Raw genomic sequence first — 21305 nt, forward strand, 5'->3', positions numbered from 1 at the left:
CACCGCGCCGCCGGAGCCGATCTGCGCTCATCACCGGTCCGTCCCAGGCGTCGACCGTCGCCCTCCCCGCGCCCGCGGCTCTCGGCCGGAAGGTGCGGCCCGATCCGCAGGGATCAGCAGGGCACGCCCCGGGCGCCGGCGCCCCGTGGGGGCCGGCGCCCGGGGCCGGGGTCAGTAGACGAGGATGTCCCAGTGGTTGCCCTCGTTGCAGTACAGGTTGCCCGAGGCGGCCTTCCACTGCGGGTAGCCGTCGCCGCGGAGGCCGATGTAGGTGAAGCTGTTCTGGATGTAGCCGTCGATGCAGGAGTTGCGTGAGATGTCGACCTTGTAGCCGTTGTAGTGGCTGTAGGTGCCGGAGGCGTGGCCCACCTCGGTGCCGCCGGTGATGTTGATGGCACAGCCGCTGGCCTGCTTGAGGGTGATGATCGCGCTCACCGTGCCCGAGTTGATCTGCTCGAACGAGGTGCAGGTGGAGTTGGACCTGGTGGTGCAGCCCCCACTGGAGCTCCACGTGATGCCGGCGCCGCTGAACTGACCGGCGGCCGTCGACTGCGACAGCTTGGTTCCGCTGGCGCCGGCCGTGGGCGCCGAGACGGCGAGGCCGGCCATGGCCAGGGCGACGAGGGTGACTGCGGTGCGTGGCTTCATCTGCATCTCCCGGTGAGAACGGTGTTCCTCCGACTCGACCCCTGCTCCTTCGCCACGCCTCGGCGGGAGGGCGGGAAGTCCGGTGCCGGGCCGACGGGACCGGCCCGGACGAAGGGGTCGTACGCAGTGCTGTGACGCGGCAGTGCTCCGGCGCGAGGGACGCGGGCTTCGAGCGCCGGCATCGCACCAGGATGGCCCACGGTCGCCCGTGCGAGTAGACCCGCGACCGTGAATTCTCGCGTGCCGGGGCGGCCTCCCCCGGGCCGAAACGCTCCACGGGGCGCACCGCACGATCGCCCCGGGGCGGCGGGGCTGTCGTGGGCCTGTGCGAGACTCGCCGCCATGCGGGCCGATACAGAACTGCTGCGGGACCTGATCGCCGTGACTCCGGGGATCGTCACCTGGCCGGGCCGTGGCCGGCCGGAGTCGGCGATCCGGGCGGCGGAGGCCGTCGTCGGCCCGCTGGACCACTCGTACCGGTGGTGGCTGGGCGAGTACGGGGAGGGCTCGTTGCGCGGGCGGCCGGTCGCCACGGTGGAGCCCGTGCCGGGTCTCGGCGAGCCCGGGCTCGTCGAGGAGTGGTCCGGCGGGGACCGGCTCTGGTTCTACGAGGACGACGACCACGAGCGGTACGGCTTCGCCCTCGACCGGGCGGCCGGCGGGGAGTGGCCCGTCGTCGTGCGCGGCCCCTTCACCGGTGAGGAGCAGCCGGTCGCCGATTCCTTCGGCGGGTTCCTCACGGTGTGGACGGCGCTGGCCGCCGGGCTGCGCGAGGGGCCGAACCCGGCCGTCGCCCGGCTGTGGCGCACCACGCCCGGGGTCCGGCTGCCGGACGGCGGCGGGCTGCACGGGCCGCACACCTTCCGCGCCCGCAACGACGCCTGGGAGGTGCGGACGCACGCGCCCCACTGGGTCCTGGTCGGCGAGGACGGTGGTGGAGCGGGCCTGTTCATGCGCCGGCACGGCCGGGACCGCTCCTCGCTGTACCGGCTCGCGCCCGGCCTCCTCCGGGGCGGTGTCGCGGACCACGGGGAGCTGCTGGACGCGGACCTGTTCGACTGGCTCGACCGGCTCCTCCCCTGAATACTTCATGGAGCGACATCAACTGCCCGTGGTGCTACATCGGCAAGGCGCGGTTCGAGCGGGCCCTGGCGGGCTTCGCCCACCGGGGTGAGGTCGAGGTGGTCCACCGGTCGTTCGAGCTCGACCCCCGGTCGCCGCACCAGGCGCGGCCGGTGGTGCCGCTGATCGCCGCCAAGTACGGCATCGGGCTGGAGCAGGCGGAGGCGGCGGAGCAGCGGATCGCCGACAACGCGCGGGCGGAGGGGCTGGCGTACGTCCGCGCGGGGCGGGACGCCGCGAACTCCTTCGACATGCACCGGATGCTGCACTTCGCCGCCGAGCACGGGCGGCAGGCCGCCCTGCTGGACCTGCTCTACCGGGCCAACTTCGCCGAGGAGGCCTCCGCGTTCGCGCCGGGGCGGCTGGTGGAGCTGGCCGTCGAGGCCGGGCTGGACGGGGAGCGGGCGGCGCGGGTGCTCGCCGACCGGGAGGCGTACGCCGAGGCGGTGCGCGAGGACGAGGCGACGGCGAGCGCCATGGGCGCCACGGGCGTGCCGTTCTTCGTGTTCGACCGCCGGCTCGGGGTCTCGGGCGCCCAGCCGGCCGAGACCTTCACGGCCGCGCTGGAGCAGGCCTGGGAGAGCCGCACGGTCCTGACCCTGGTCGGTGGAGACGGGGCCGGCGAGAACGGCGGAGAGGCCGGGAACGGCGGGGAGGGGTGCGGCCCGGAGGGGTGCGCGGTGCCGCGGCGCTGAGCGCGGCCGGATGCGGGATGCTGGCCCCATGACAACCGCGGTGGTGGTGGGCGGCGGGCCCAACGGGCTGGCCGCCGCCGTCCGGCTGGCGCAGGCCGGGGTGCGGGTGACCGTGCTGGAGGCCGCCGGGGAGGTGGGCGGCGGGGCGCGCAGCGGCGAGGCGATCGTGCCCGGGCTGCTGCACGACCACTGCTCGGCCGTCCACCCGATGACGATCGGCTCGCCCTTCCTGCGCCGCCTCGGGCTGGAGCGCTTCGGGCTGGAGTTCCGGCTCCCCGAGGTGGACTGCGCCCATCCGCTGGACGACGGCACGGCCGGGGTGCTGTACCGGTCGGTGGCCGACACGGCCGCCGGGCTGGGCGGCGCCGACGGCCGGCGGTGGCGGCGGCTGTTCGAGCGGCCCGCCGCCGGGTACGACCGGCTGGCCGCCGACGTCATGGGCCCGCTGCTGCGCCTGCCCCGCCACCCGCTGCGGCTCGCCCGCTTCGGGCTGCCCGCACTGCTCCCGGCCTCCGCGCTGGCCGGGGCGTTCTCCGGCGAGCGGGCGCGGGCGCTGTTCGGCGGGGCGGCGGCGCACGCGTTCCAGCCGCTGCACCGGCCGCTCAGCGCGGCGATCGGGCTCGGGCTGCTCACCTCGGGCCACCGGTACGGCTGGGCGGTGGCGGCCGGCGGGTCGGGGGCGATCACCCGGGCGCTGGTCGCGCTGCTCACCGAGCTGGGCGGCACGGTCGAGACCGGGGTGCGGGTGCGCTCCGCCGCCGAGCTGCCGCCCACCGACCTCGTCCTGTACGACCTCGCGCCCGGCGCCGTCGCCGACCTCCTCGGCGACCGGCTGCCGCCCCGGGTCGCCCGCGCCTACCGCCGCTTCCGCCACGGACCCGGCGCGTTCAAGGTCGACTTCGCGGTGGAGGGCGGCGTCCCCTGGACGGCCGAGCCGGCCCGCCGCGCCGGCACCGTCCACCTCGGCGGCGGCTTCGCCGAGATCGCCGCCGCCGAGCGCGCCGTCACCGCCGGGCGGATGCCGCGGCGCCCGTTCGTCCTGGTCGGCCAGCAGTACCTCGCCGACCCGCGGCGCTCCGTCGGCGACGTCCACCCGGTGTGGAGCTACGCCCACGTGCCGCACGGCTACACCGGGGACGCCACCGAGGCGATCACCGCGCAGATCGAACGCTTCGCCCCCGGCTTCCGCGAGCGGATCATCGGCCGGGCCGTGCGCCGCCCCGCCGGCTTCGCGGCCGACAACCCCAACTTCGTCGGCGGCGACATCATGACCGGCGCCAAGGACCCGGCCCAGCTCCTCCTCGGCCCCCGTCCCGCCCCGCGCCCCTACGCCACCGGCGTGCCCGGCCACTACCTCTGCTCCGCCGCCACCCCGCCCGGCCCGGGCGTCCACGGCATGTGCGGGGCCAACGCCGCCGAGGCGGCCCTGGCCTCCCTGCGGGGCCGGACGCGGCGGTGACGGCACGGCCCCGGGCACCGCGACTGCCAGGGCCGCCAGGGCCGTTCGTATCCGATCGCGCGGCACAGGGATGACATCGGTACGTGTGGCGCATGCGTTCGGCCGCACGGGGGGACGGTGCCGGCCCACCCCCCTTCGCAAAGGCGGTTCCTCATGCGACGCATCAGTCTGCTGATCGCGACGACCCTCGGCGCGGCCGTCCTGGCCGCGGGCACCACGGCCTCGGCCGACACCTCCCGGCAGTCCGGCCCGGCGCCCGCCGCGGCCGTACCCCGGGCACAGCCCCAGACGAAGGGCTGCGTCAACGCCGCGGGGTTCCCCTTCGTCGTCACCAACAACACCGCGGGGCCGGTCGTGGTCTTCGACGAGCCCGACTGCACCGGAAGCGCGGTCGGCGTCGTGCCGCCCGGGCAGACGCAGGTCTTCGAGTTCGGCCGGAGCGCCTACTTCACCCAGTAGCACCGCCGGGGCCACCGCAGAGGGCGGCGGGAGCGCGGTCCGGGGCCACCCCGATGTTTGTATCGCTCTCTTGACTGGCGTCACCGAAGCGCGATACTTGCCTCACTCCCGCTCGCCCGATGAGGTGGCCCGCCCATGGAGCTCTCTCCCTCTGCGCACGTGGACACGTTCTGTCGCGACAACCTTCCGCCGCTCGACGAGTGGCCCGAATTCCTCTTCGAACTACCGGAGTTGGCCTATCCGGAACGGCTGAACTGCGCGCACGAGCTGCTCGACGCGACGATCGAGCGCCACGGACCCGACCGGCGCTGCCTGGTCACGCCCGACGGGCAGTGGACGTACGGCGAGCTGCGCGAGCGCGCGGACGGGGTGGCCCGGCTGCTGGCCGGGCGGCTCGGCGTGGCACCCGGCAACCGGGTGCTGTTACGCGGCCCCAACTCACCTTGGCTGGTGGCCTGTTGGCTCGGGGCGCTGAAGGCGGGCGCGGTCGTCGTGACCACCATGCCGCTGCTGCGCGCGGGCGAGCTGACCACGATGCACGCGATCGCCCGGCCCGTGGTGGCGCTCTGCGACGACCGCTTCCTGACGGACCTGGAGCACGCCGGGACGCCGGGGCTGACCGTGGTCCCCTACGGCGCCGCCGGACCCGAGGGCCTGACCGGCGGCGGCCCCTTCTCCGCCGTGCCGACCGCCGCCGACGACGTCGCGCTGATCGCCTTCACCTCCGGCACCACCGGCCGTCCCAAGGCCACCATGCACTTCCACCGGGACGTGCTCGCCAACGCCGACACCTTCTCGCGCCACCTGCTGCGCCCCACCCCCGACGACCTGTTCGGCGGTACGCCGCCGCTCGCCTTCACCTTCGGCCTCGGCGGCCTGGTGGTCTTCCCGCTGCGGGCCGGCGCCGCCACCCTGCTGCTGGAGCAGGCCACCCCCGAGCAGCTCGCCGAGCAGGTGCACCGGCACGGGGTCAGCGTGCTGTTCACCGCGCCGACGGCCTACCGGGCGATCCTCGCCGCCGGGCTGGCCGACCGGCTGGCGGGCGTGCGGCGGTGCGTGTCGGCGGGCGAGCACCTGCCGGCGAGCGTCTGGGAGGCGTTCCGGGCGGCCACCGGGCAGCGGCTGATCGACGGCATCGGGGCCACCGAGCTGCTGCACGTGTTCATCTCCGCCGCCGACGAGGACATCCGCCCCGGCGCGACCGGACGGCCCGTCCCCGGCTACCGGGCGGCGATACTGGACGAGCAGGGCCGGCCGGTGCCCGACGGGCGGCCCGGGCGGCTCGCCGTCAAGGGCCCGACCGGCTGCCGCTACCTGCACGACGACCGCCAGCGCGCGTACGTCCGGGGCGGCTGGAACCTCACCGGCGACACCTTCGTCCGCGACGCCGACGGCTACTTCTGGTACCAGGCGCGCGACGACGACATGATCGTCTCCTCCGGCTACAACATCGCCGGCCCCGAGGTCGAGCAGGTGCTCGCCGGCCACCCGGACGTCGCCGACTGCGCGGTGGTCGGGATGCCGGACGAGCGGCGCGGAACCGTCGTCAAGGCGTACGTGGTGCTGCGCGCGGGCGTGCGGGCGGGGCCGGGGACGGTCCGGGCCCTCCAGGAGCACGTCAAGCGCACGATCGCGCCGTACAAGTACCCGCGCGCGGTGGAGTTCGTCGAGGCGCTGCCGCGCACCGCGACCGGGAAGCTGGCGCGCGCCGAGCTGCGCCGGCGGGCGGCGGCCGCGCCCGCGGCGGCCCCGGCCAGTGTGACCACCGAGCGGCGGGTCGAGTGGTCGGACACGGACGCGGCCGGGCACTACCACTTCTCGGCCGTCCAGCGCTGGGCCGAGGCAGCCGAGGCCACGCTGCTGCGCCGTCTGGGCCTGGACGCGCTGTTCGGGCGGATCCCGCGGGTGCACTTCGAGGCGGACTACCGCGAGCGGCTCTGGTTCGGCGACGTGGTCCGCACCGAGCTGCGGGTGGAGCGGGTCGGCGAATCCTCGCTGCACTACGCCTTCGAGGTGCACGGGCCGAACGGCCTGGCCGCCAGCGGGCGGATGTCGGTGGTGCACGCCGCGCCGCACGCCAAGGGCGCCGAGCCGTGGCCCGCGCAGGTGCGCCACGCGCTCGCCGAGGCCGGGCGGCAGGAGCCGGAGGTGATCCGGTGACCGGCGCCGCCGGCCGGATCGCGGTGATCGGCGCCGGACCGGGCGGGCTCTACTTCGCCGCGCTGGCCCGGCAGTCGGCGCCCGGGCGGGAGATCACCGTCTTCGAACGGGACGGCCGGGACGACGAGTTCGGCTTCGGGGTGGTCTTCTCCGACGAGACGCTGGACGGCATCGCGCAGGCGGACCCGCGGGTCTACGCCGCGATGAGCGCGGAGTTCGCCCGCTGGAGCGACATCGACGTCCGCTACGCCGGCCGGGTGCGCACCTGCGGCGGGCACGGCTTCGCGGCGCTGGACCGCAACCGGCTGCGCGCGATCCTGCAGCGCCGCTGCGCGGAACTGGCGGTGGACGTGCGCTACCGCACGCCCGCCCCGCCGGCCGCCCGGCTCGCCGAGGAGTACGACCTGGTGGTCGCGGCGGACGGCATCAACTCGGCGACCAGGGCGGCGTTCCCGGACGCCTTCCGGCCGGAGCCGGACGAGCGGCACAGCCGCTACATGTGGCTCGCCACCGACAAGGTGTTCGACGCCTTCACCTTCGTCGTCGAGCGCTTCGGCTTCGGCGTGCTCCAGGTGCACGCCTACCCGTACAGCGCCGAGCGCTCCACGTTCATCGTGGAGCTGGCCGAGGAGCCCTGGCGGCGGGCGGGCTTCGAGGCCCTGGCCGCCCGGGAGTTCGCGCGCGGCGAGAGCGACACGGCGAGCGTGCGGCGCTGCGCGGAGCTGCTCGCCGGGCACCTGGACGGGCACCGGCTGATCCCCAACGCCTCCCGCTGGATCCGGTTCACCACGGTGCGCAACGCCTCCTGGCGGCACCGCAACGTGGTGCTGCTCGGCGACGCGGCGCACTCCGCCCACTTCTCGATCGGCTCGGGCACCAAGCTGGCCCTGGAGGACGCCCTGGCGCTCACCGCGAGCCTGAACGAACAGCCCACGCTGGACGGAGCGCTGGCGGCCTACGAGGCGGAGCGGCGGCCGGTGGTGGAGTCCACCCAGCGGGCCGCGCAGGCGAGCCTGGAGTGGTTCGAGACGATCGGCCGGCGCACCGGCCAGGGCCCGGACCAGTTCGCGTTCAACCTGCTCACCCGCAGCCGACGGGTCACCTACGGAAGTCTGCGCGAGCGCGATCCGGGGTTCGTCGCCGCGGTGGAGGAGGCGGTCGCGGGGACGCCGGACGCCCGCGGCACGCCGCCGATGTTCCGGCCGCTGAAGCTCGGCGCGCTGGAGCTGCGCAACCGGGTGGTGGTGCCGCCGCTGGCCACCTTCACGGCCGTCGACGCGCTGCCGAGCGCCTTCGACCGCGCCCAGCTGACCGCGCACGCCCTCGGCGGCGCCGGGCTGGTGATCGCCGGGATGACCGCCGTCACCCCGGAGGGCCGGGCCACCGACCGCTGCCCCGGCCTGTGGAACGACCACCAGGAGCAGGCCTGGCGCGAACTCCTCGACGCGGTACGGGCGGTGAGCGACACCCCGGTGGGAATCCAGCTGACCCACGCCGGGCGCCGGGCCGCCCGGGCGGTGCCCGGCCCGGACGGCTCCGGCCCCCCGCTCACCGAGGGCGGCTGGCCGGTGATCGCCGCCTCGCCGCTGCCGTGGGACGCCGGAGGTCCGCTTCCGCACGAGGCGAACGCCGTCCAGCTCGCCGCCGTCACCGCCGACTTCGCGGCCTCGGCGGAGCGCGCGGCACGGGCCGGGTTCGACGTGCTGGAGCTGCAGTTCGGCCACGGCCATCTGCTCTCCGGCTTCCTGTCACCGCTCACCAACCGCCGCACCGACCGCTACGGCGGCCCGCTCGCCCAGCGGCTGCGGCTGCCGCTGGAGGTGCTGGCGGCGGTCCGCGCCGTCTGGCCGGCCGGGCGGCCGCTGCTGGTGCGGATCTCGGCGAGCGACTGGGCGCCGGGCGGCACCGGGGAGGCGGAGGCCGTCGCGATCTGCCGCGCGCTGGCGGAGGGCGGCGCGGACGCGGTGGACGTCTCCACCGGCGAGGTGGTGGCGCACCAGCGGCCGCCGTACGGGCGCGGCTACCAGACGCCGTTCGCCGAACTGGTGCGCGCCGCCACCGGCCTGCCGACCGTCGCGGTGGGGGCGATCTCCCACCACGACGACGTCAACTCGGTGCTGCTGGCGGGCCGGGCGGACCTGGTGGCGGTCGGCCGGGCCCAGCTGTACGACCCGCTGTGGACCCTGCACGCCGCCGCCGAGCAGGGCTACGCGGGCCCCGGCGCGCGCTGGCCCGCGCCGTGGGCCGCGGGCAGCCGCCGGCCGCCCGGTCCCGGGTCCGACCGGGCGGCGCCGCGGCTGCGGCTGGTGCGCGAGCCGGCCGCACCCGTGCACCGCCGCTGGCGGCCCGCCCCCACCGAGCGCCCCGAGGAGGAACGATGACCGAGCCCGTGTCGGCCGCGCTGCGGCTGCCCCGCTTCACCGCCGCCGCCGTCCAGGCCGCGCCCGTCTACCTGGACGCCGCCGCCACCGTCGACAAGGCGGTCGCGCTGATCCACGAGGCGGCCGGGAACGGCGCCTCCCTCGTCGTCTTCCCCGAGGTGTTCGTCCCCGGCTACCCCTACTGGAACTGGACGATGAACCCGGTCCAGGGCTCGCCCTGGTACGAGCGCCTCTACCGCGCCTCGGTGGACGTCCCGGGACCGCACGTCGACACGCTGCGCGCCGCCGCCCGCCGGGCCGGGGTGGTGCTGGTGATCGGCGTCAACGAGCGCGGACCGCACAGCCTCGGCGTGCTGTACAACACCCTGCTGACCATCGACGCCGACGGCGAACTCACCGGCGTGCACCGCAAGCTGGTGCCGACCTGGGCCGAGAAGCTGACCTGGACGCCGGGCGACGGCAGCACCCTGCGGGTCCACCGCACGGCCGTCGGCCCGCTCGGCGCGCTCGCCTGCGGCGAGAACACCAACCCGCTCGCCCGGTTCACCCTGCTGGCGCAGGGCGAACTCGTGCACGCCGCCGCCTACATCGCCCTGCCGGTCGCCCCCGAGGACTACGACATGGCGGAGGCGATCGCGCTGCGCGCCGCCGCGCACTGCTTCGAGGGCAAGGTGTTCACGGTGGTCTCCTGCTCCACGATCTCTCCGGAGATCACCACCGCGATCGCCGGCGAGGACCACGAGCTGCGCAAGCAACTCGCCCGCCCGCGCAGCGCGCTGTCCGGGATCTTCGGCCCCGACGGGCGGGCGGTGACCGAGCCGCTGGTGGACGAGGAGGGCATCGTCTACGCCGGGATCGACCTCGGCCGCTGCGTGCAGCCCAAGCAGATGCACGACATCGTCGGCCACTACAACCGCTTCGACGTCTTCCGGCTGCACGTGGACGACCGTCCGCTGCGGCCGCTCACGCTCGCCCAGCAACCCCCGAAGGAGGAGGAATGACCGCCGGAAGCGACTACGACGACGACCGGATCGGCCGGGCACGGGTCGGTGACAACCCGGAACTGGCCGCCTATTACGAAGAGTTGGCCAAGGTCGACGCGGGCGCGCTGTGGACCGTGGCGAACGAGATCGAACCCTGGTACCCCCAGCCGAAGTCGGTGCCGGTGCTCTGGCGCTACGCGGACCTGCGCCCGCTGGTCCGCAAGGCCCTCCCGCTGGTCAGGGCCGACGACGCCGGACGCCGGGTGGTCATGCTGGTCAACCCCGGCCGCCGCGAACTCAGCGCCGCCGTCGGCCTGCTGTACACCGGCCTGCAGATCATGGGCCCCGGCGAGGCGATGACCGCGCACCGCCACCAGGCCTCCGCGCTGCGCTTCGTCCACGAGGGCACCGGCGCCTGGACGATCGTCGACGGCCAGAAGCTCAAGGTCGGCCCGCGCGACTTCGCCATCACGCCCAACAGCACCTGGCACGAGCACGGCAACGAGTCCGGCGACGGCCCGGTGATCTGGCAGGACGGCCTGGACATCCCGCTGGTCAACATGCTGGACGCGAACTTCTACGAGGTGCACCCGGAGCTGTACCAGCGGCCCGGTACGGTGGTCAACTCCTCGCTGCTGACGTACGGCGGCAACCTGCTGCCGTACGGCGTCGAGAAGTGGACCCGCCCCTACTCCCCGCTGCTCGGCTGGCCCTGGGAGCCCAGCTACCACGCGCTCACCCAACTCGCCCGCGCCACCGAGGGATCGCCCTACGACGGAGTGGTCATGGAGTACTCCAACCCGGTCACCGGCGGCCCGGTGATGCCCACCATGGGCGCCCACCTCCAGCTGCTGCGGCCCGGCCAGGCCACCCGCGCCCACCGGCACACCGGCTCGGTGGTCTACACGGCGGCCAAGGGGCGCGGCGTCTCGGTGATCGCCGGGCGGCGGTTCGCCTGGGAGCAGGGCGACATCTTCGTCGTGCCGTCCTGGGCCTGGCACGAGCACGCGAACCTCGACCCCGGCGAGGACGCCTGCCTGTTCTCCTTCAACGACTTCCCGGTGATGCACTCGCTCGGCCTGTACCGCGAGGAGGCCTACCCGGAGCACGACGGGCACCAGCCCACCACCACCCCGTGACCAGGAGCCCGCACCCATGAGGCTGTTGACCTACCGCGCCCCCCTCACCGACGCCCCGCGCCTCGGCGCCCTGCTCGACGGCGACCGCGTCGCCGACCTGACCGCGCTCGCCGCGGCCGCCGGCGCCGAGCTGCCCGGCGACCTGCTGGGACTGATCCGCGCCGGTGAACCCGCCCTGGCCACCGCCCGCGCCCTGGCCACCGACGCGGCGCGGAACCCGGCCGCGCTGCCCCGGCTCACCGACGTCGCCCTGGACGCGCCGCTGCGCCCCGGCAAGATCGTCGGGGTCGGCCTCAACTACGTCGAGCACGTCGCCGAGTCGCACCGCACCCTGGACACCGACCGCGAACTGCCCGACCGGCCCGTGCTGTTCAGCAAGCCCTCCACCGCCGTCACCGGCCCCGGCGGGGCGATCCGGCACAACGCCGACCTCACCAAGCAGCTCGACTGGGAGTGCGAACTCGCCGTGGTGATCGGCGCCCCCGCCGTCCGGGTGGCCGAGGCCGACGCCTGGCGGCACGTCTTCGGCTACAGCATCGTCAACGACATCAGCGCCCGCGACCAGCGCCGCTCCGGCCAGTGGTTCTTCTCCAAGGGCCAGGACAGCTTCGCGCCGTTCGGCCCGCTGGTGGTGACCGCCGACGAGATCCCCGACCCGCAGCGGCTCGACCTCTCGCTGCGCGTCAACGGCGAACTGCGGCAGAACTCCAACACCCGCCACATGCTGTTCGGCATCGCCCGGCTGATCGCCGACATCTCCTCCGGGGTCACCCTGGAGCCCGGGGACGTCATCGCCACCGGCTCGCCGTCCGGCGTCGGCGCCGGGATGGTGCCCCCGCAGTTCCTCCAGCCCGGCGACCTCGTCGAGGCGACCATCGAGCGCATCGGCACCCTCGCCAACCCGGTGGTCGACGCCCGCTGAGACGCCCGCCGAGGCGCCCGCCCAACGGCCGATGCCCGATGCCCGATGCCCGATGCCCGATGCCCGCTGACCCGACCACGGAAGGACCGTCCCCGCCATGGCCACCACCTACCGGATCGGCCAGATCGTCCCGAGCTCCAACGTCACCATGGAAACCGAGGTGCCGGCCCTGCTGCGGGCCCGCGAACGGGTCGCGCCCGAGCGGTTCACCTTCCACTCCAGCCGGATGCGGATGACCAGGGTCACCCCCGAGCAGCTGCGCCGCATGGACGCCGAATCCGACCGGTGCGCCGCCGAGCTCGCCGACGCCCGGGTCGACGTGCTCGGCTACGCCTGCCTGGTGGCCGTGATGAGCGCCGGCACCGGCTACCACCGGGAGGCCGAACAGCGGCTGCACCGGCGCACCGTGGAGGCCGGCGCGCCCGCGCCGGTCGTCACCAGCGCCGGCGCCCTGGTGGCCGGGCTGCACCTGCTCGGCGCGCGCCGGGTCGCCGTGGTCACCCCCTATCCGCGGCCGCTGGCCCGCACGGTGGTCGACTACCTGGGCCACGAGGGCATCGAGGTGGTCGACCACACGGCCCTGGAGATCGCCGACAACCTCGACGTCGCCGCCCACGACCCGGCGAAGCTCCCGGCGATCGCCGCCGGGCTCGCCCACCGGGAGGCCGACGCGGTGGTGCTGTCGGCGTGCGTCCAGCTGCCCTCGCTGTCGGCGATCGAGGAGGCCGAGCAGCGGCTCGGCAAGCCGGTCGTCTCCGCCGCCGTCTGCACCACCCACCAACTGCTGCGCGCCCTCGGCCTGCCGGCCCACGCCCCCGGCGCGGGGCACCTGCTCTCCGGCGCCTTCGCCGAGGCCTGACCCGACGGCGCGGACGCCGGGCGGCCCCGCCGCTATGATCACCAGCAGCTGCCGGGGAGGAGGCCCAGCATGACGGAGAGCACGCCCCGGCCCAGCTCACTGATCCACACCGTCTACGGCGAATTCGTCCGCCGCCTCGGCGGCTGGATATCGATCGCCGACCTGATCGCCCTGATGGCCGAGCTGGACGTCGACGCCCCCGCCGTCCGCTCGGCCATCTCGCGTCTCAAGAAGGCCGGCACCCTGCTCCAGGAGCGCCGCGAGGGCACCGGCTACCGGCTCTCCCCCGCGATGGAGCCGGTGTTCGAGGAGGGCGACCGCCGGATCTTCCACAGCCTGGAGCCCGCCGCGCTGGCCGACGGCTGGGTGGTGGCGGTCTTCTCGGTGCCCGAGTCCGAACGCGCCCACCGCCACACCCTGCGCTCCCGGCTCAGCTGGCTCGGCTTCGCCAACGCCGCCCCCGGCGTCTGGCTGGCCCCCGCCCGGCTGCTGCCGGACGCCCGGCGGCTGCTGGCCCGGCTCGGCCTGGACGCCTATGTACACTTCTTCCTGTCCGCCGAGTACGCGGGCTTCACCGACCTGCGCACGGCCGTCGCCGGCTGGTGGGACTTCCCCGCCATCGAGGCCCAGTACGCGGCCTTCACCGACACCTGGCGGCCGGCCGCCACCGACCTGCGCGAGCGCCCCGCCGGGCCGGAGCCGGCCGAGGCGTTCCGCGCCTACGTCCCGATGCTCACCCAGTGGCGCCGCCTGCCCTACCTCGACCCGGGCCTGCCCGAGGAGTTGCTGCCCGCCGACTGGAACGCCGTCGCGGCGCGGGCCGTCTTCACCGAACTGCACGCCCGGCTCGCCGGGCCCAGCCTGGGACACGTCGAGAAGGTCACCGGCCGGCCGGCCGCCGCCCACCCCCGCCAGGAGCCGTGATGACGCCGACCCGCCCGCCCGCCGACCTCCTGGTGCGGGCCGCCGCCGTGCACACCCTCGTCCCCGGCGAGCCGCCGCGGCGGGCGCTCGCCGTCACCGGCAGCCGGATCACCGCCCTCTCCCCCGACCCGCACGGCCTGGACGCGCTCCTCGGACCGGACACCGAGATCGTCGACGCACCGCACGCCACCGTGCTGCCGGCCTTCGACGACACCCACACCCATCTCGTCCTCGCCGGCCACAGCGTGCACGGCGTCCCCGTCCACCGGGCCGCCGACCTGTCCGGCTTCCTCGCCCTGATCCGCGAGCGCGCCGCCCGCACCCCCGCCGGCGCGTGGATCCGCACCACGGTCAACTGGCAGGAGATCAACCTGGCCGAGCAGCGGATGCCCACCACCGGGGAGCTGGACGGCGCCACCGCCGACCACCCGGTGCTGGTGCGCCGCGGCGCCTACAACATGGTGCTCAACTCGGCGGCGCTGCGGCTCGCCGGGATCACCGCCGCCACACCCGACCCGCCCGGCGGAGTGATCGAGCGCGACGCCGACGGCCGGCTCACCGGGCGGCTGATCAACAAGGCGACCGAACTCGTCGAACGCGTCCTGCCGCAACCCGGGCTCGCCGAGCGGATCGACGGCCTGCGCGCCGCCTCCGCCGACTACGCGGCCACCGGCATCGGCACCGTCCGCGACTGCCTGGTCCCGGTCGAGGACCTCGACGTGCTGCGCGCCGCCCGCGACCGGGGCGCGCTCGCCGTCCGGGTCCGGGCCCTGGTCTCCGGCTTCGCCGTGCGCACCCCGGAGGAGGTGGAGGCGCTGCTGGACCGCGTCGGCGCCTGGCGCGCGGCCGGCCACGAGGACGCCCGGCTGTCCGTCTGGGGCGTCAAGTTCGGCATCGACGGCGGCTTCGAGGCGGGCGCGCTGGAGGAGCCGTACCAGGGGCAGCCCTGCTACCACGGACGGCTGCTCTGGGAGCCGAAGGAGCTGGTCGAGGCCGTCGAGCGGGTGGTCGCCCACGGCCTGCGGGTCGGGGTGCACGCCTGGGGCGACCGCGGGCTGCGCACCCTGCTGGACGTCTACCAGGAGGTGCTCGCCCGCCGGCCCGGACTGCCCGCCGGCACGCTGGTGGTCGAGCACGGAGGCCTCGCCCGGCGCGAGCAGCGGGCCCGGGCCGTCGCCCTCGGCGTGCCGGTGACCGTCCAGCACCCGCTGCTGCACGACGGCGCGCTCACCCAGCAGCGGGCCTGGGGAGCGGAGCGCACCGGCGCGCTGTTCCCGCTGCGCGAATGGCTGGACGAGGGCGCGCTGCTCGCCGCCGGCTCGGACTTCCCGGTCGGCCCGTACGGCGCGATGCTCTCGGTGTGGGGCATGACCACCCGCCGGACGGTGGCCGGGGTGCTGGGCGCCGAGCACGCGATCGACCGGGCCGAGGCGATCGCCCTGCACACCGTGAACGCCGCCCGGCTGACGGACGAGAGCGCCGAGCGCGGCTCGCTGCGCCCGGGCGCGCTCGCCGATCTGACGCTGTGGCCCGCCGACCCGCTGGGCTGCCCGGTCGACGGGCTGCGCGACCTGCTGCCGGAGCGCACCGTCGTCGACGGGCGGACGGTGCACCTGCGCTAGTCCGCTTGGGCGGGGCGAACCTCCTGGAGCAGCCCCCAGGTGAAGTCCGCCGTGAGGGTGTGCGGGCGGCCCTCGGCGTCCGGGGCCGTGAAGTCCAGCCGGAACCTGGTCGGCGCGCTGCCCTCGCGCGGTACGGCGGGCGGGAAGGCGGCCCCGACGTCGGCCACCACGCAGCTCCACGGCGTCAGGTCGGCGAGCGTGCGCAGCACCGGCGGCGCGGTGTCCGCCGCCCGCACCAGCCACGCGTTCAGCTCCGCCCCGCCCGGGCCCGCCAGGACCTCGAAGCGCAGCCCGGGCCAGAGCGGCAGCGCCCACTGCCGCGCGGTGCAGGCGAGGTCGCCGATCCGCCGCGCCACCACCGCCTCCGGCGCGCCGAGCACGGCGGTGTACCGCCGTACGCCGGAGGGGAAGCCCGGCGCGCGCACCATCGCCTGCCAGCGCTTGTTGGCCTCCCGCAGCTCCGCCCGGCCGGCCCCCAGCCGGCGCACCGCGTCCTCGACCAGCTCCGGCCGGAAGTCCGCCATCCGGCGCAGCAGCACCAGCTGGAACTCCGTCACCCCGAATCCGTGGACCATCCGGGCAGGCTACCGGCCCGGGCCGCGCCGGGCGCCCGTTCCGCCTGACGGGCGCCGCCACCGGGCGGGCACGGCGTCACGGCCGCGCCCGCCCGGTGGCTCCGCTGCCGGGCGTCAGCCGGCGAGTTCCTCCCGCAGGCGGCGGGCGGCGGTGACCAGGCTGTCCAGGGAGGCGCGGGTCTCGGTCCAGCCGCGGGTCTTCAGACCGCAGTCGGGGTTGACCCACAGGCGCCCGGCCGGGATGGCGGCGAGGCCGGCCCGCAGCAGGGCGAGCACCTCCTCGGTGCCGGGCACCCGCGGGGAGTGGATGTCCCAGACGCCGGGGCCGACCTCGCGCGGATAGCCGGCGGCGGCCAGTTCGCCGGCGACCTCCATGTGGGAGCGGGTGGCCTCCAGGGAGATGACGTCGGCGTCGAGTTCCTCGATCGCGCTCATGATCGCGCCGAACTCGGCGTAGCACATGTGGGTGTGGATCTGGGTGTCGGCGCGCACCCCGGAGGTGGCGAGGCGGAAGGCAGCGGTCGCCCAGTCCAGGTAGGCGGGGCGGTCGGCGGCGCGCAGCGGCAGGGTCTCGCGCAGGGCGGGTTCGTCGACCTGGACGACGGCGGCGCCGGCGGCCTCCAGGTCGGCGACCTCGTCGCGCAGGGCGAGGGCGACCTGGCGGGCGGTGTCGGCGAGCGGCTGGTCGTCGCGGACGAAGGACCAGGCGAGCATGGTGACCGGGCCGGTGAGCATGCCCTTGACCGGGCGGTCCGTCAGGCTCCGGGCGTAGCGGAACCAGTCGACGGTCATCGCCCGCGGGCGGGAGATGTCGCCGGCGAGGACCGGGGGCCGCACGTAGCGGGTGCCGTAGGACTGCACCCAGCCGTGCCGGGTGGCCAGGTAGCCGGTGAGCCGTTCGGCGAAGTACTGGACCATGTCGTTGCGTTCGGGCTCGCCGTGGACGAGCACGTCGAGTCCGGCCTTCTCCTGGTAGGCGATCACCTCGCGCACCTCGGCCTCGATGCGCTCGCGGTAGGCGGCGGCGTCGATCCGCCCGGCGCCGAGGTCGGCGCGGGCGAGGCGCAGCTCGGCGGTCTGCGGGAAGGAGCCGATCGTGGTGGTGGGCAGCAGCGGCAGGCCGAGGCGGGCGCGCTGGGCCTCGGCCCGCTCGGGGTAGGCCTGGGCGCGGCGGGTGTCCCCGGCGGTGACGGCGGCGGCGCGGGCGCGTACGGCGGGGTCGCGGGTGATCGGGGAGCGGGCGCGGGAGGCCAGGTCGGCGCGGTTGGCGGCGAGTTCGGCGGTGATCGCGCCGGTGCCCTCGCGCAGGCCGCGGGCGAGCAGGACGGTCTCCTCGGCCTTCTGCCGGGCGAAGGCGAGCCAGCGGGCGAGCTGCGGGTCGAGGTCGCGTTCGGCGGTGGCGTCGAGCGGGACGTGCAGCAGGGAGCAGGACGGTGCCACGTCCACGTGTCCGGCCAGGCCGAGCAGGGTGGCCAGGGTGGCCAGCGACTTCTCCAGGTCGTTGATCCAGACGTTGCGGCCGTCGACGACGCCGGCGACCAGGCGCTTGCCGGGCAGTCCGCCGGCGGCGGCGAGGTCGGCCAGGTTGGCGGCGGCCGGTCCGGTGAAGTCCAGGGCCAGGCCCTCGACGGGGGCCTTGGCGAGGACGGGCAGGGCCTCGCCGAGGCGGTCGAAGTAGCTCGCCACCAGCAGCTTCGGCCGGTCGGTGAGGGCGCCGAGGTCGCGGTAGGCGCGGGCGGCGGCGTTCAGTTCGGCCGGGGTGCGGTCCTGGACGAGCGCGGGCTCGTCGAGCTGCACCCAGGCGGCCCCGGCGGCGCGCAGGTCGGCGAGGAGTTCGGCGTAGACCGGGAGCAGCCGGTCGAGCAGGGTGAGCGGGCGGAAGTCCTCGGCCACGCCGGGGGCGGGCTTGGCCAGCAGCAGGTAGGTGATCGGGCCGAGCAGCACCGGCCGGGCCCGGTGGCCGGCCGCGAGGGCCTCGGCCAGTTCGCCGACGGGCTTGGCGGAGTCGGCGGTGAAGGCGGTGCCGGGGCCGAGTTCGGGCACCAGGTAGTGGTAGTTGGTGTCGAACCACTTGGTCATCTCCAGGGGCGCGGCGTCCTGGGTGCCGCGCGCCATGGCGAAGTAGCCGTCGAGCGGGTCGGCCTCGACGGCGGCCCGGTGGCGGGCGGGGATCGCGCCGACGGCGACGGTGGTGTCGAGCACGTGGTCGTAGAGCGAGAAGTCGCCGGTGGGGACCTCGCCGATGCCGGCCCCGGTGAGCCGGCGCCAGGTCTCCCGGCGCAGTTCGGCGGCGGCGGTGTGGAGGGCGTCGGCGGTGACGGTGCCCTTCCAGTAGCCCTCGATCGCCTTCTTGAGTTCCCGGTTCCGGCCCTGGCGGGGGTAGCCGTGGACGGTGGCCAGGGTCGCCGCGGCTGCGGACGTCGCTGTCAAGGGACTCTCCTTCGCGAGTCTTGCTCCTCGGGTGCCCGGTGACGGGGAGGAGGGCGCGAAGGGGTGACGAACCGGGCGGACGCCGTCACGGCTCCGCCGGGTGTGCACGCCGACCCGCCCACGAGGTCACCGGAGAACCGCGCGCGATCGGTCGCGCGCGGGCAACGGGCAGGTCTTCGGACTCGCGGGCACGTCCGCCCGTGAAGGGCGGTCACCTACTGGCCGTCGCTTCCCAGACCCGGCCGGGCCCAGTGCGTATGACGGCGGTCGTTCCCGCTCACCGCTGCGGGGCAGTCCCGGACTGGCCTGTTCAAAGGCGTCACCGGGTTCCCTCTTGCGACGCGCCTGCCTGGCGGGCAGGGCGAACCAGCTGCACCGGCCAGCCTAGACCCACAACCGCTCCCCGTCACCATGGTTTCGCCGACGCCCCCTGTCCTACGACAAGGGTGTTGACGTAGCCTGCCCGGATGAGCGAACGCGTAGTGCCCGAGCCCCAGCGGCGGCGCCGGCGGCCCACCAAGCAGGGGGTCGTGCTCTCCCACGAGCTGATCGTCGACACGGCCCTGCGGCTGATCGGGCAGCACGGCGCGGAGGCCCTCACCGTCCGGAGGCTCGGCGCCGCGCTCGGCGCGGACCCCAGTGCCGTCTACCGCTACTTCCACAGCTCCGACGACCTGCTGCTCGCCATCGCCGACGAGCTGGTCGGCCGCGCCCAGCAGGGCTGGCGGGCCACCGGGGAATGGCGGGCCGACCTGCGGTCCATCGGCCTGCGCATCCACGCCAGCTACCAGGCCCATCCGCAGGCCGCGCTGCTCGCCGCCCACCGCACCACCGGGCGCACCCACGAGATCGCCGCCGTCGAGGCGATCCTCGGCGTGCTGCGCGGCGCGGGCTTCCCCGATCCCGAGGCGGTGCGGATCTACCACGCGTTCGTGGACCAGAGCCTCGGCTTCGCCGCGCTGGACGCCGCCGCGCTCGCCCTGCCCGCCTCCGCGCAGTCGGCGGACCTGCGGGTCTGGCACGCCTCGTACGCCCGGCTGGACGCCGCGACCAACCCGCACATCGCCGCCACCGCGCACCTGCTCACCGCCGACATGCGGCGCAGCGGCTACCCGTACGCGCTGGACCTGTTGCTGGACGCCGCCGAGGCCCGGCTGGCGAAGTCGCGCTGAGCACGGCGACCGCCGGGCGGAGGGTGATCCTGCGGCCCGGCGGCCACCGTGAGCGGCCACCGTGAGCGGGCGCGGTCAGCCGGCCTCGTGGACCAGCTCACCGCCCACGTACGTCCGCAGCACCCGGGCCTCGGCGATCTCCTCGGCCGGGCCGCTGAGGATGTCGCGGTCCAGGACGACCAGGTCGGCCCACCGGCCCGGGGCGAGCACGCCGGCGTCGTCGTGGCCGTTCACGTGCGCGGCGCCGGCCGTGTAGGCGGCGATCGCGGAGGCGAGGTCGAGCCGCTGCTCGGGCAGGAAGACCCGCTCGTCCTCGCTGTCCGGCTCCCTCCGGTTGACGGCCACGTGCAGGCCGGCCAGCGGGTCCGGGCTGCTCACCGGCCAGTCGCTGCCCGCCGCGAGGGTGGCGCCCGCCCGCTGGAGCGCGCCGAACGGGTACTGCCAGGCGGCGCGCTCCGGGCCGAGGAACGGGATGGTCAGCTCGTCCATCTGCGGTTCGTGGGCCGCCCACAGCGGCTGGATGTTGGCGACGGCGCCGAGCCGGGCGAAGCGCGGCAGGTCGTCCGGGTGGACCACCTGGAGGTGGGCGAGGTGGTGGCGGGTGTCGCGCCACCCGTTGGCGGCGCGGGCGGCCTCGACCGCGTCCAGGGCCTCGCGCACCGCCCGGTCGCCGAGCGCGTGGAAGTGCACCTGGAAGCCCAGCGCGTCGAGGTCGGTGACGTGCCCGCGCAGGGCGAGCGGATCGACGAAGCTGAGGCCGGAGTTGGCGGTGGCGCAGCCGCAGCCGTCCAGGTAGGGGCTGGTCATCGCGGCGGTGAAGTTCTCCGCGATGCCGTCCTGCATGATCTTCACCGAGCCGGCCCGGAACCGGCCGTGCGCCAGCGCGGCGCGCCGCTCGACGAGTTCGGGGATCTGCTCGGCGCCCCGGTCGCGCTCCCACCAGAGCGCGCCGGTCACCCGGGCGGTCAGCGCGCCGGAGCGCGCGGCGGCCAGGTAGGCGTCGGACGGGTCCGGCTGGCCGTTGAACTCGCCGAGCAGGGCGTCCTGCCAGCCGGTGATGCCGAGCGAGTGCAGCAGCCGCTGCGCGCGCAGCAGTCCGTCCAGCCGGTCGGCGGCGGTGGCTGGCGGCAGCAGTCGGGCGACCAGGGCGGTGGCGCCCTCCTGGAGCGTGCCGCCGGGGGTGCCGTCGGGCTCGCGCTCGATCCGCCCGTCGGCCGGGTCGGGGGTGTCGCGGTCGAGGCCGGCCAGCTCCAGGGCCCGGGTGTTGGCCCAGGCGCCGTGGTGGTCGCGGTTGGTGAGGTAGACCGGGCGGTCCGCGACGACCGAGTCGAGCAGCTGACGGGTCGGCAGGCCGCCGTCGAAGCTCTCCATCGACCAGCCGCTGCCGGTGATCCACTCCTGCTCGGGGTGGGCCTCGGCGTACGCGCGGATCCTCTCCAGGTAGTCGGCGACGCCGACCGTGCCGGTGAGGTCGCAGGCGGCCAGTTCGGTGCCGCCGTAGACCGCGTGGATGTGCGCGTCCTGGAAGCCCGGCAGCAGCAACTTGCCCGTGAGGTCGACGACTTCGGTGCCGGGACCGATCAGCTCGCGGACCTCGTCGTGGCCGACGGCGGTGATCCGCCCGCCGGTCACGGCCAGGCTGCTCGCCCGGGTGCGGGCGGCGTCGCCGGTGTGCACGGGGCCGCGGGTGAAGACCAGATCGGCCTTGGTCATGGGTGGTGCTCCGTTCTCGGGTCGTGCGGGGTGGTGCGGGTG

The 21305-nt window shown here is 75.5% G+C and carries 16 protein-coding genes, 2 pseudogenes and 1 riboswitch; of the genes and pseudogenes, 14 read left to right on the plus strand and 4 right to left on the minus strand.

Going from position 1 to position 21305, the window contains the following annotated elements; translation table 11 throughout:
* Nucleotides 1-171: 171 nt before the first annotated feature.
* A complete protein-coding gene (locus tag ABT238_RS21790; RefSeq protein ID WP_502884339.1) occupies nt 172-654 on the minus strand; it encodes a hypothetical protein in 483 nt (160 codons plus the stop codon).
* Between the two features lie 336 nt (nt 655-990).
* On the opposite strand from ABT238_RS21790, the gene ABT238_RS21795 reads away from it, so the two are divergent.
* The 13 genes and pseudogenes from ABT238_RS21795 to ABT238_RS21855 all read left to right on the plus strand — a co-directional run bounded on the left by ABT238_RS21795 (nt 991) and on the right by ABT238_RS21855 (nt 15373).
* Nucleotides 991-1731, plus strand: a complete 741-nt coding sequence (locus ABT238_RS21795; protein WP_350776391.1) for an SMI1/KNR4 family protein — start codon at nt 991-993, stop codon at nt 1729-1731.
* The gene (locus tag ABT238_RS21800; RefSeq protein ID WP_350777950.1) at nt 1728-2465 is read left to right on the plus strand and encodes a DsbA family oxidoreductase; all 738 of its coding nucleotides are present in this window, start codon (nt 1728-1730) and stop codon (nt 2463-2465) included. Before ABT238_RS21795 ends, ABT238_RS21800 begins: the two co-directional genes overlap by 4 nt.
* A 28-nt stretch (nt 2466-2493) precedes the next feature.
* The gene (locus ABT238_RS21805; RefSeq protein WP_350569373.1) at nt 2494-3924 is read left to right on the plus strand and encodes a phytoene desaturase family protein; all 1431 of its coding nucleotides are present in this window, start codon (nt 2494-2496) and stop codon (nt 3922-3924) included.
* A 153-nt stretch (nt 3925-4077) separates the two neighbouring features.
* Nucleotides 4078-4383, plus strand: a complete 306-nt coding sequence (locus ABT238_RS21810; protein WP_350569374.1) for a hypothetical protein — start codon at nt 4078-4080, stop codon at nt 4381-4383.
* Between the two features lie 135 nt (nt 4384-4518).
* Nucleotides 4519-6129: pseudogene (locus ABT238_RS21815) on the plus strand (AMP-binding protein); the annotation flags it as partial.
* A gap of 90 nt (nt 6130-6219) precedes the next feature.
* Nucleotides 6220-6543 (plus strand): annotated as a pseudogene (locus ABT238_RS21820) (acyl-CoA thioesterase); the annotation flags it as partial.
* Nucleotides 6540-8924, plus strand: a complete 2385-nt coding sequence (locus ABT238_RS21825) for an oxidoreductase (RefSeq protein ID WP_350776418.1) — start codon at nt 6540-6542, stop codon at nt 8922-8924. The pseudogene ABT238_RS21820 and the gene ABT238_RS21825, both read left to right, overlap by 4 nt.
* Nucleotides 8921-9925 (plus strand): carbon-nitrogen hydrolase family protein, encoded by a 1005-nt coding sequence (locus tag ABT238_RS21830; RefSeq protein WP_350776431.1) that lies wholly within the window; start codon nt 8921-8923, stop codon nt 9923-9925. Before ABT238_RS21825 ends, ABT238_RS21830 begins: the two co-directional genes overlap by 4 nt.
* The gene (locus ABT238_RS21835; protein ID WP_350569378.1) at nt 9922-11046 is read left to right on the plus strand and encodes a cupin domain-containing protein; all 1125 of its coding nucleotides are present in this window, start codon (nt 9922-9924) and stop codon (nt 11044-11046) included. Before ABT238_RS21830 ends, ABT238_RS21835 begins: the two co-directional genes overlap by 4 nt.
* 16 nt (nt 11047-11062) lie before the next feature.
* Nucleotides 11063-11968, plus strand: a complete 906-nt coding sequence (locus ABT238_RS21840; protein ID WP_350569380.1) for a fumarylacetoacetate hydrolase family protein — start codon at nt 11063-11065, stop codon at nt 11966-11968.
* 97 nt (nt 11969-12065) lie between these two features.
* Nucleotides 12066-12827 (plus strand): maleate cis-trans isomerase family protein, encoded by a 762-nt coding sequence (locus tag ABT238_RS21845; RefSeq protein WP_350569381.1) that lies wholly within the window; start codon nt 12066-12068, stop codon nt 12825-12827.
* 69 nt (nt 12828-12896) lie between these two features.
* Complete coding sequence (locus ABT238_RS21850) at nt 12897-13751, plus strand: PaaX family transcriptional regulator (protein ID WP_350569383.1); 855 nt, start codon at nt 12897-12899, stop codon at nt 13749-13751.
* Nucleotides 13751-15373, plus strand: a complete 1623-nt coding sequence (locus ABT238_RS21855) for an amidohydrolase (protein ID WP_350776490.1) — start codon at nt 13751-13753, stop codon at nt 15371-15373. The genes ABT238_RS21850 and ABT238_RS21855 overlap by 1 nt, the downstream gene beginning before the upstream one ends.
* Here the strand turns inward: ABT238_RS21855 and ABT238_RS21860 are convergent.
* Entirely contained in the window at nt 15370-15948 is a 579-nt protein-coding gene (locus ABT238_RS21860) for a hypothetical protein (protein ID WP_350776503.1), read from the minus strand. The two genes, ABT238_RS21855 and ABT238_RS21860, sit on opposite strands and share 4 nt — an antisense overlap.
* Before the next feature lie 114 nt (nt 15949-16062).
* A complete protein-coding gene (metE, locus tag ABT238_RS21865) occupies nt 16063-18378 on the minus strand; it encodes a 5-methyltetrahydropteroyltriglutamate--homocysteine S-methyltransferase (protein ID WP_350776518.1) in 2316 nt (771 codons plus the stop codon).
* Between the two features lie 162 nt (nt 18379-18540).
* Nucleotides 18541-18751, minus strand: a riboswitch (cobalamin riboswitch).
* 94 nt (nt 18752-18845) lie between these two features.
* On the opposite strand from metE, the gene ABT238_RS21870 reads away from it, so the two are divergent.
* Complete coding sequence (locus ABT238_RS21870; RefSeq protein WP_350569389.1) at nt 18846-19550, plus strand: TetR/AcrR family transcriptional regulator; 705 nt, start codon at nt 18846-18848, stop codon at nt 19548-19550.
* Between the two features lie 75 nt (nt 19551-19625).
* Here the strand turns inward: ABT238_RS21870 and ABT238_RS21875 are convergent, their stop codons facing one another.
* Nucleotides 19626-21263 (minus strand): amidohydrolase, encoded by a 1638-nt coding sequence (locus ABT238_RS21875; protein WP_350569390.1) that lies wholly within the window; start codon nt 21261-21263, stop codon nt 19626-19628.
* Nucleotides 21264-21305 lie beyond the last annotated feature (42 nt).

The sequence above is a fragment of the Kitasatospora sp. NPDC001527 genome, assembly GCF_040298605.1.
Taxonomy (GTDB): Bacteria; Actinomycetota; Actinomycetes; order Streptomycetales; family Streptomycetaceae; genus Kitasatospora.

Bases quoted from the DNA above. Each gene is read 5' to 3' on its own strand.
- ABT238_RS21790 (WP_502884339.1), bottom strand. From the start codon at position 654: ATGCAGATGAAGCCACGCACCGCAGTCACCCTCGTCGCCCTGGCCATG.
- ABT238_RS21795 (WP_350776391.1), top strand. From the start codon at position 991: ATGCGGGCCGATACAGAACTGCTGCGGGACCTGATCGCCGTGACTCCG.
- ABT238_RS21805 (WP_350569373.1), top strand. From the start codon at position 2,494: ATGACAACCGCGGTGGTGGTGGGCGGCGGGCCCAACGGGCTGGCCGCC.
- ABT238_RS21810 (WP_350569374.1), top strand. From the start codon at position 4,078: ATGCGACGCATCAGTCTGCTGATCGCGACGACCCTCGGCGCGGCCGTC.
- ABT238_RS21830 (WP_350776431.1), top strand. From the start codon at position 8,921: ATGACCGAGCCCGTGTCGGCCGCGCTGCGGCTGCCCCGCTTCACCGCC.
- ABT238_RS21835 (WP_350569378.1), top strand. From the start codon at position 9,922: ATGACCGCCGGAAGCGACTACGACGACGACCGGATCGGCCGGGCACGG.
- ABT238_RS21840 (WP_350569380.1), top strand. From the start codon at position 11,063: ATGAGGCTGTTGACCTACCGCGCCCCCCTCACCGACGCCCCGCGCCTC.
- ABT238_RS21845 (WP_350569381.1), top strand. From the start codon at position 12,066: ATGGCCACCACCTACCGGATCGGCCAGATCGTCCCGAGCTCCAACGTC.
- ABT238_RS21850 (WP_350569383.1), top strand. From the start codon at position 12,897: ATGACGGAGAGCACGCCCCGGCCCAGCTCACTGATCCACACCGTCTAC.
- ABT238_RS21855 (WP_350776490.1), top strand. From the start codon at position 13,751: ATGACGCCGACCCGCCCGCCCGCCGACCTCCTGGTGCGGGCCGCCGCC.
- ABT238_RS21860 (WP_350776503.1), bottom strand. From the start codon at position 15,948: ATGGTCCACGGATTCGGGGTGACGGAGTTCCAGCTGGTGCTGCTGCGC.
- ABT238_RS21870 (WP_350569389.1), top strand. From the start codon at position 18,846: ATGAGCGAACGCGTAGTGCCCGAGCCCCAGCGGCGGCGCCGGCGGCCC.
- ABT238_RS21875 (WP_350569390.1), bottom strand. From the start codon at position 21,263: ATGACCAAGGCCGATCTGGTCTTCACCCGCGGCCCCGTGCACACCGGC.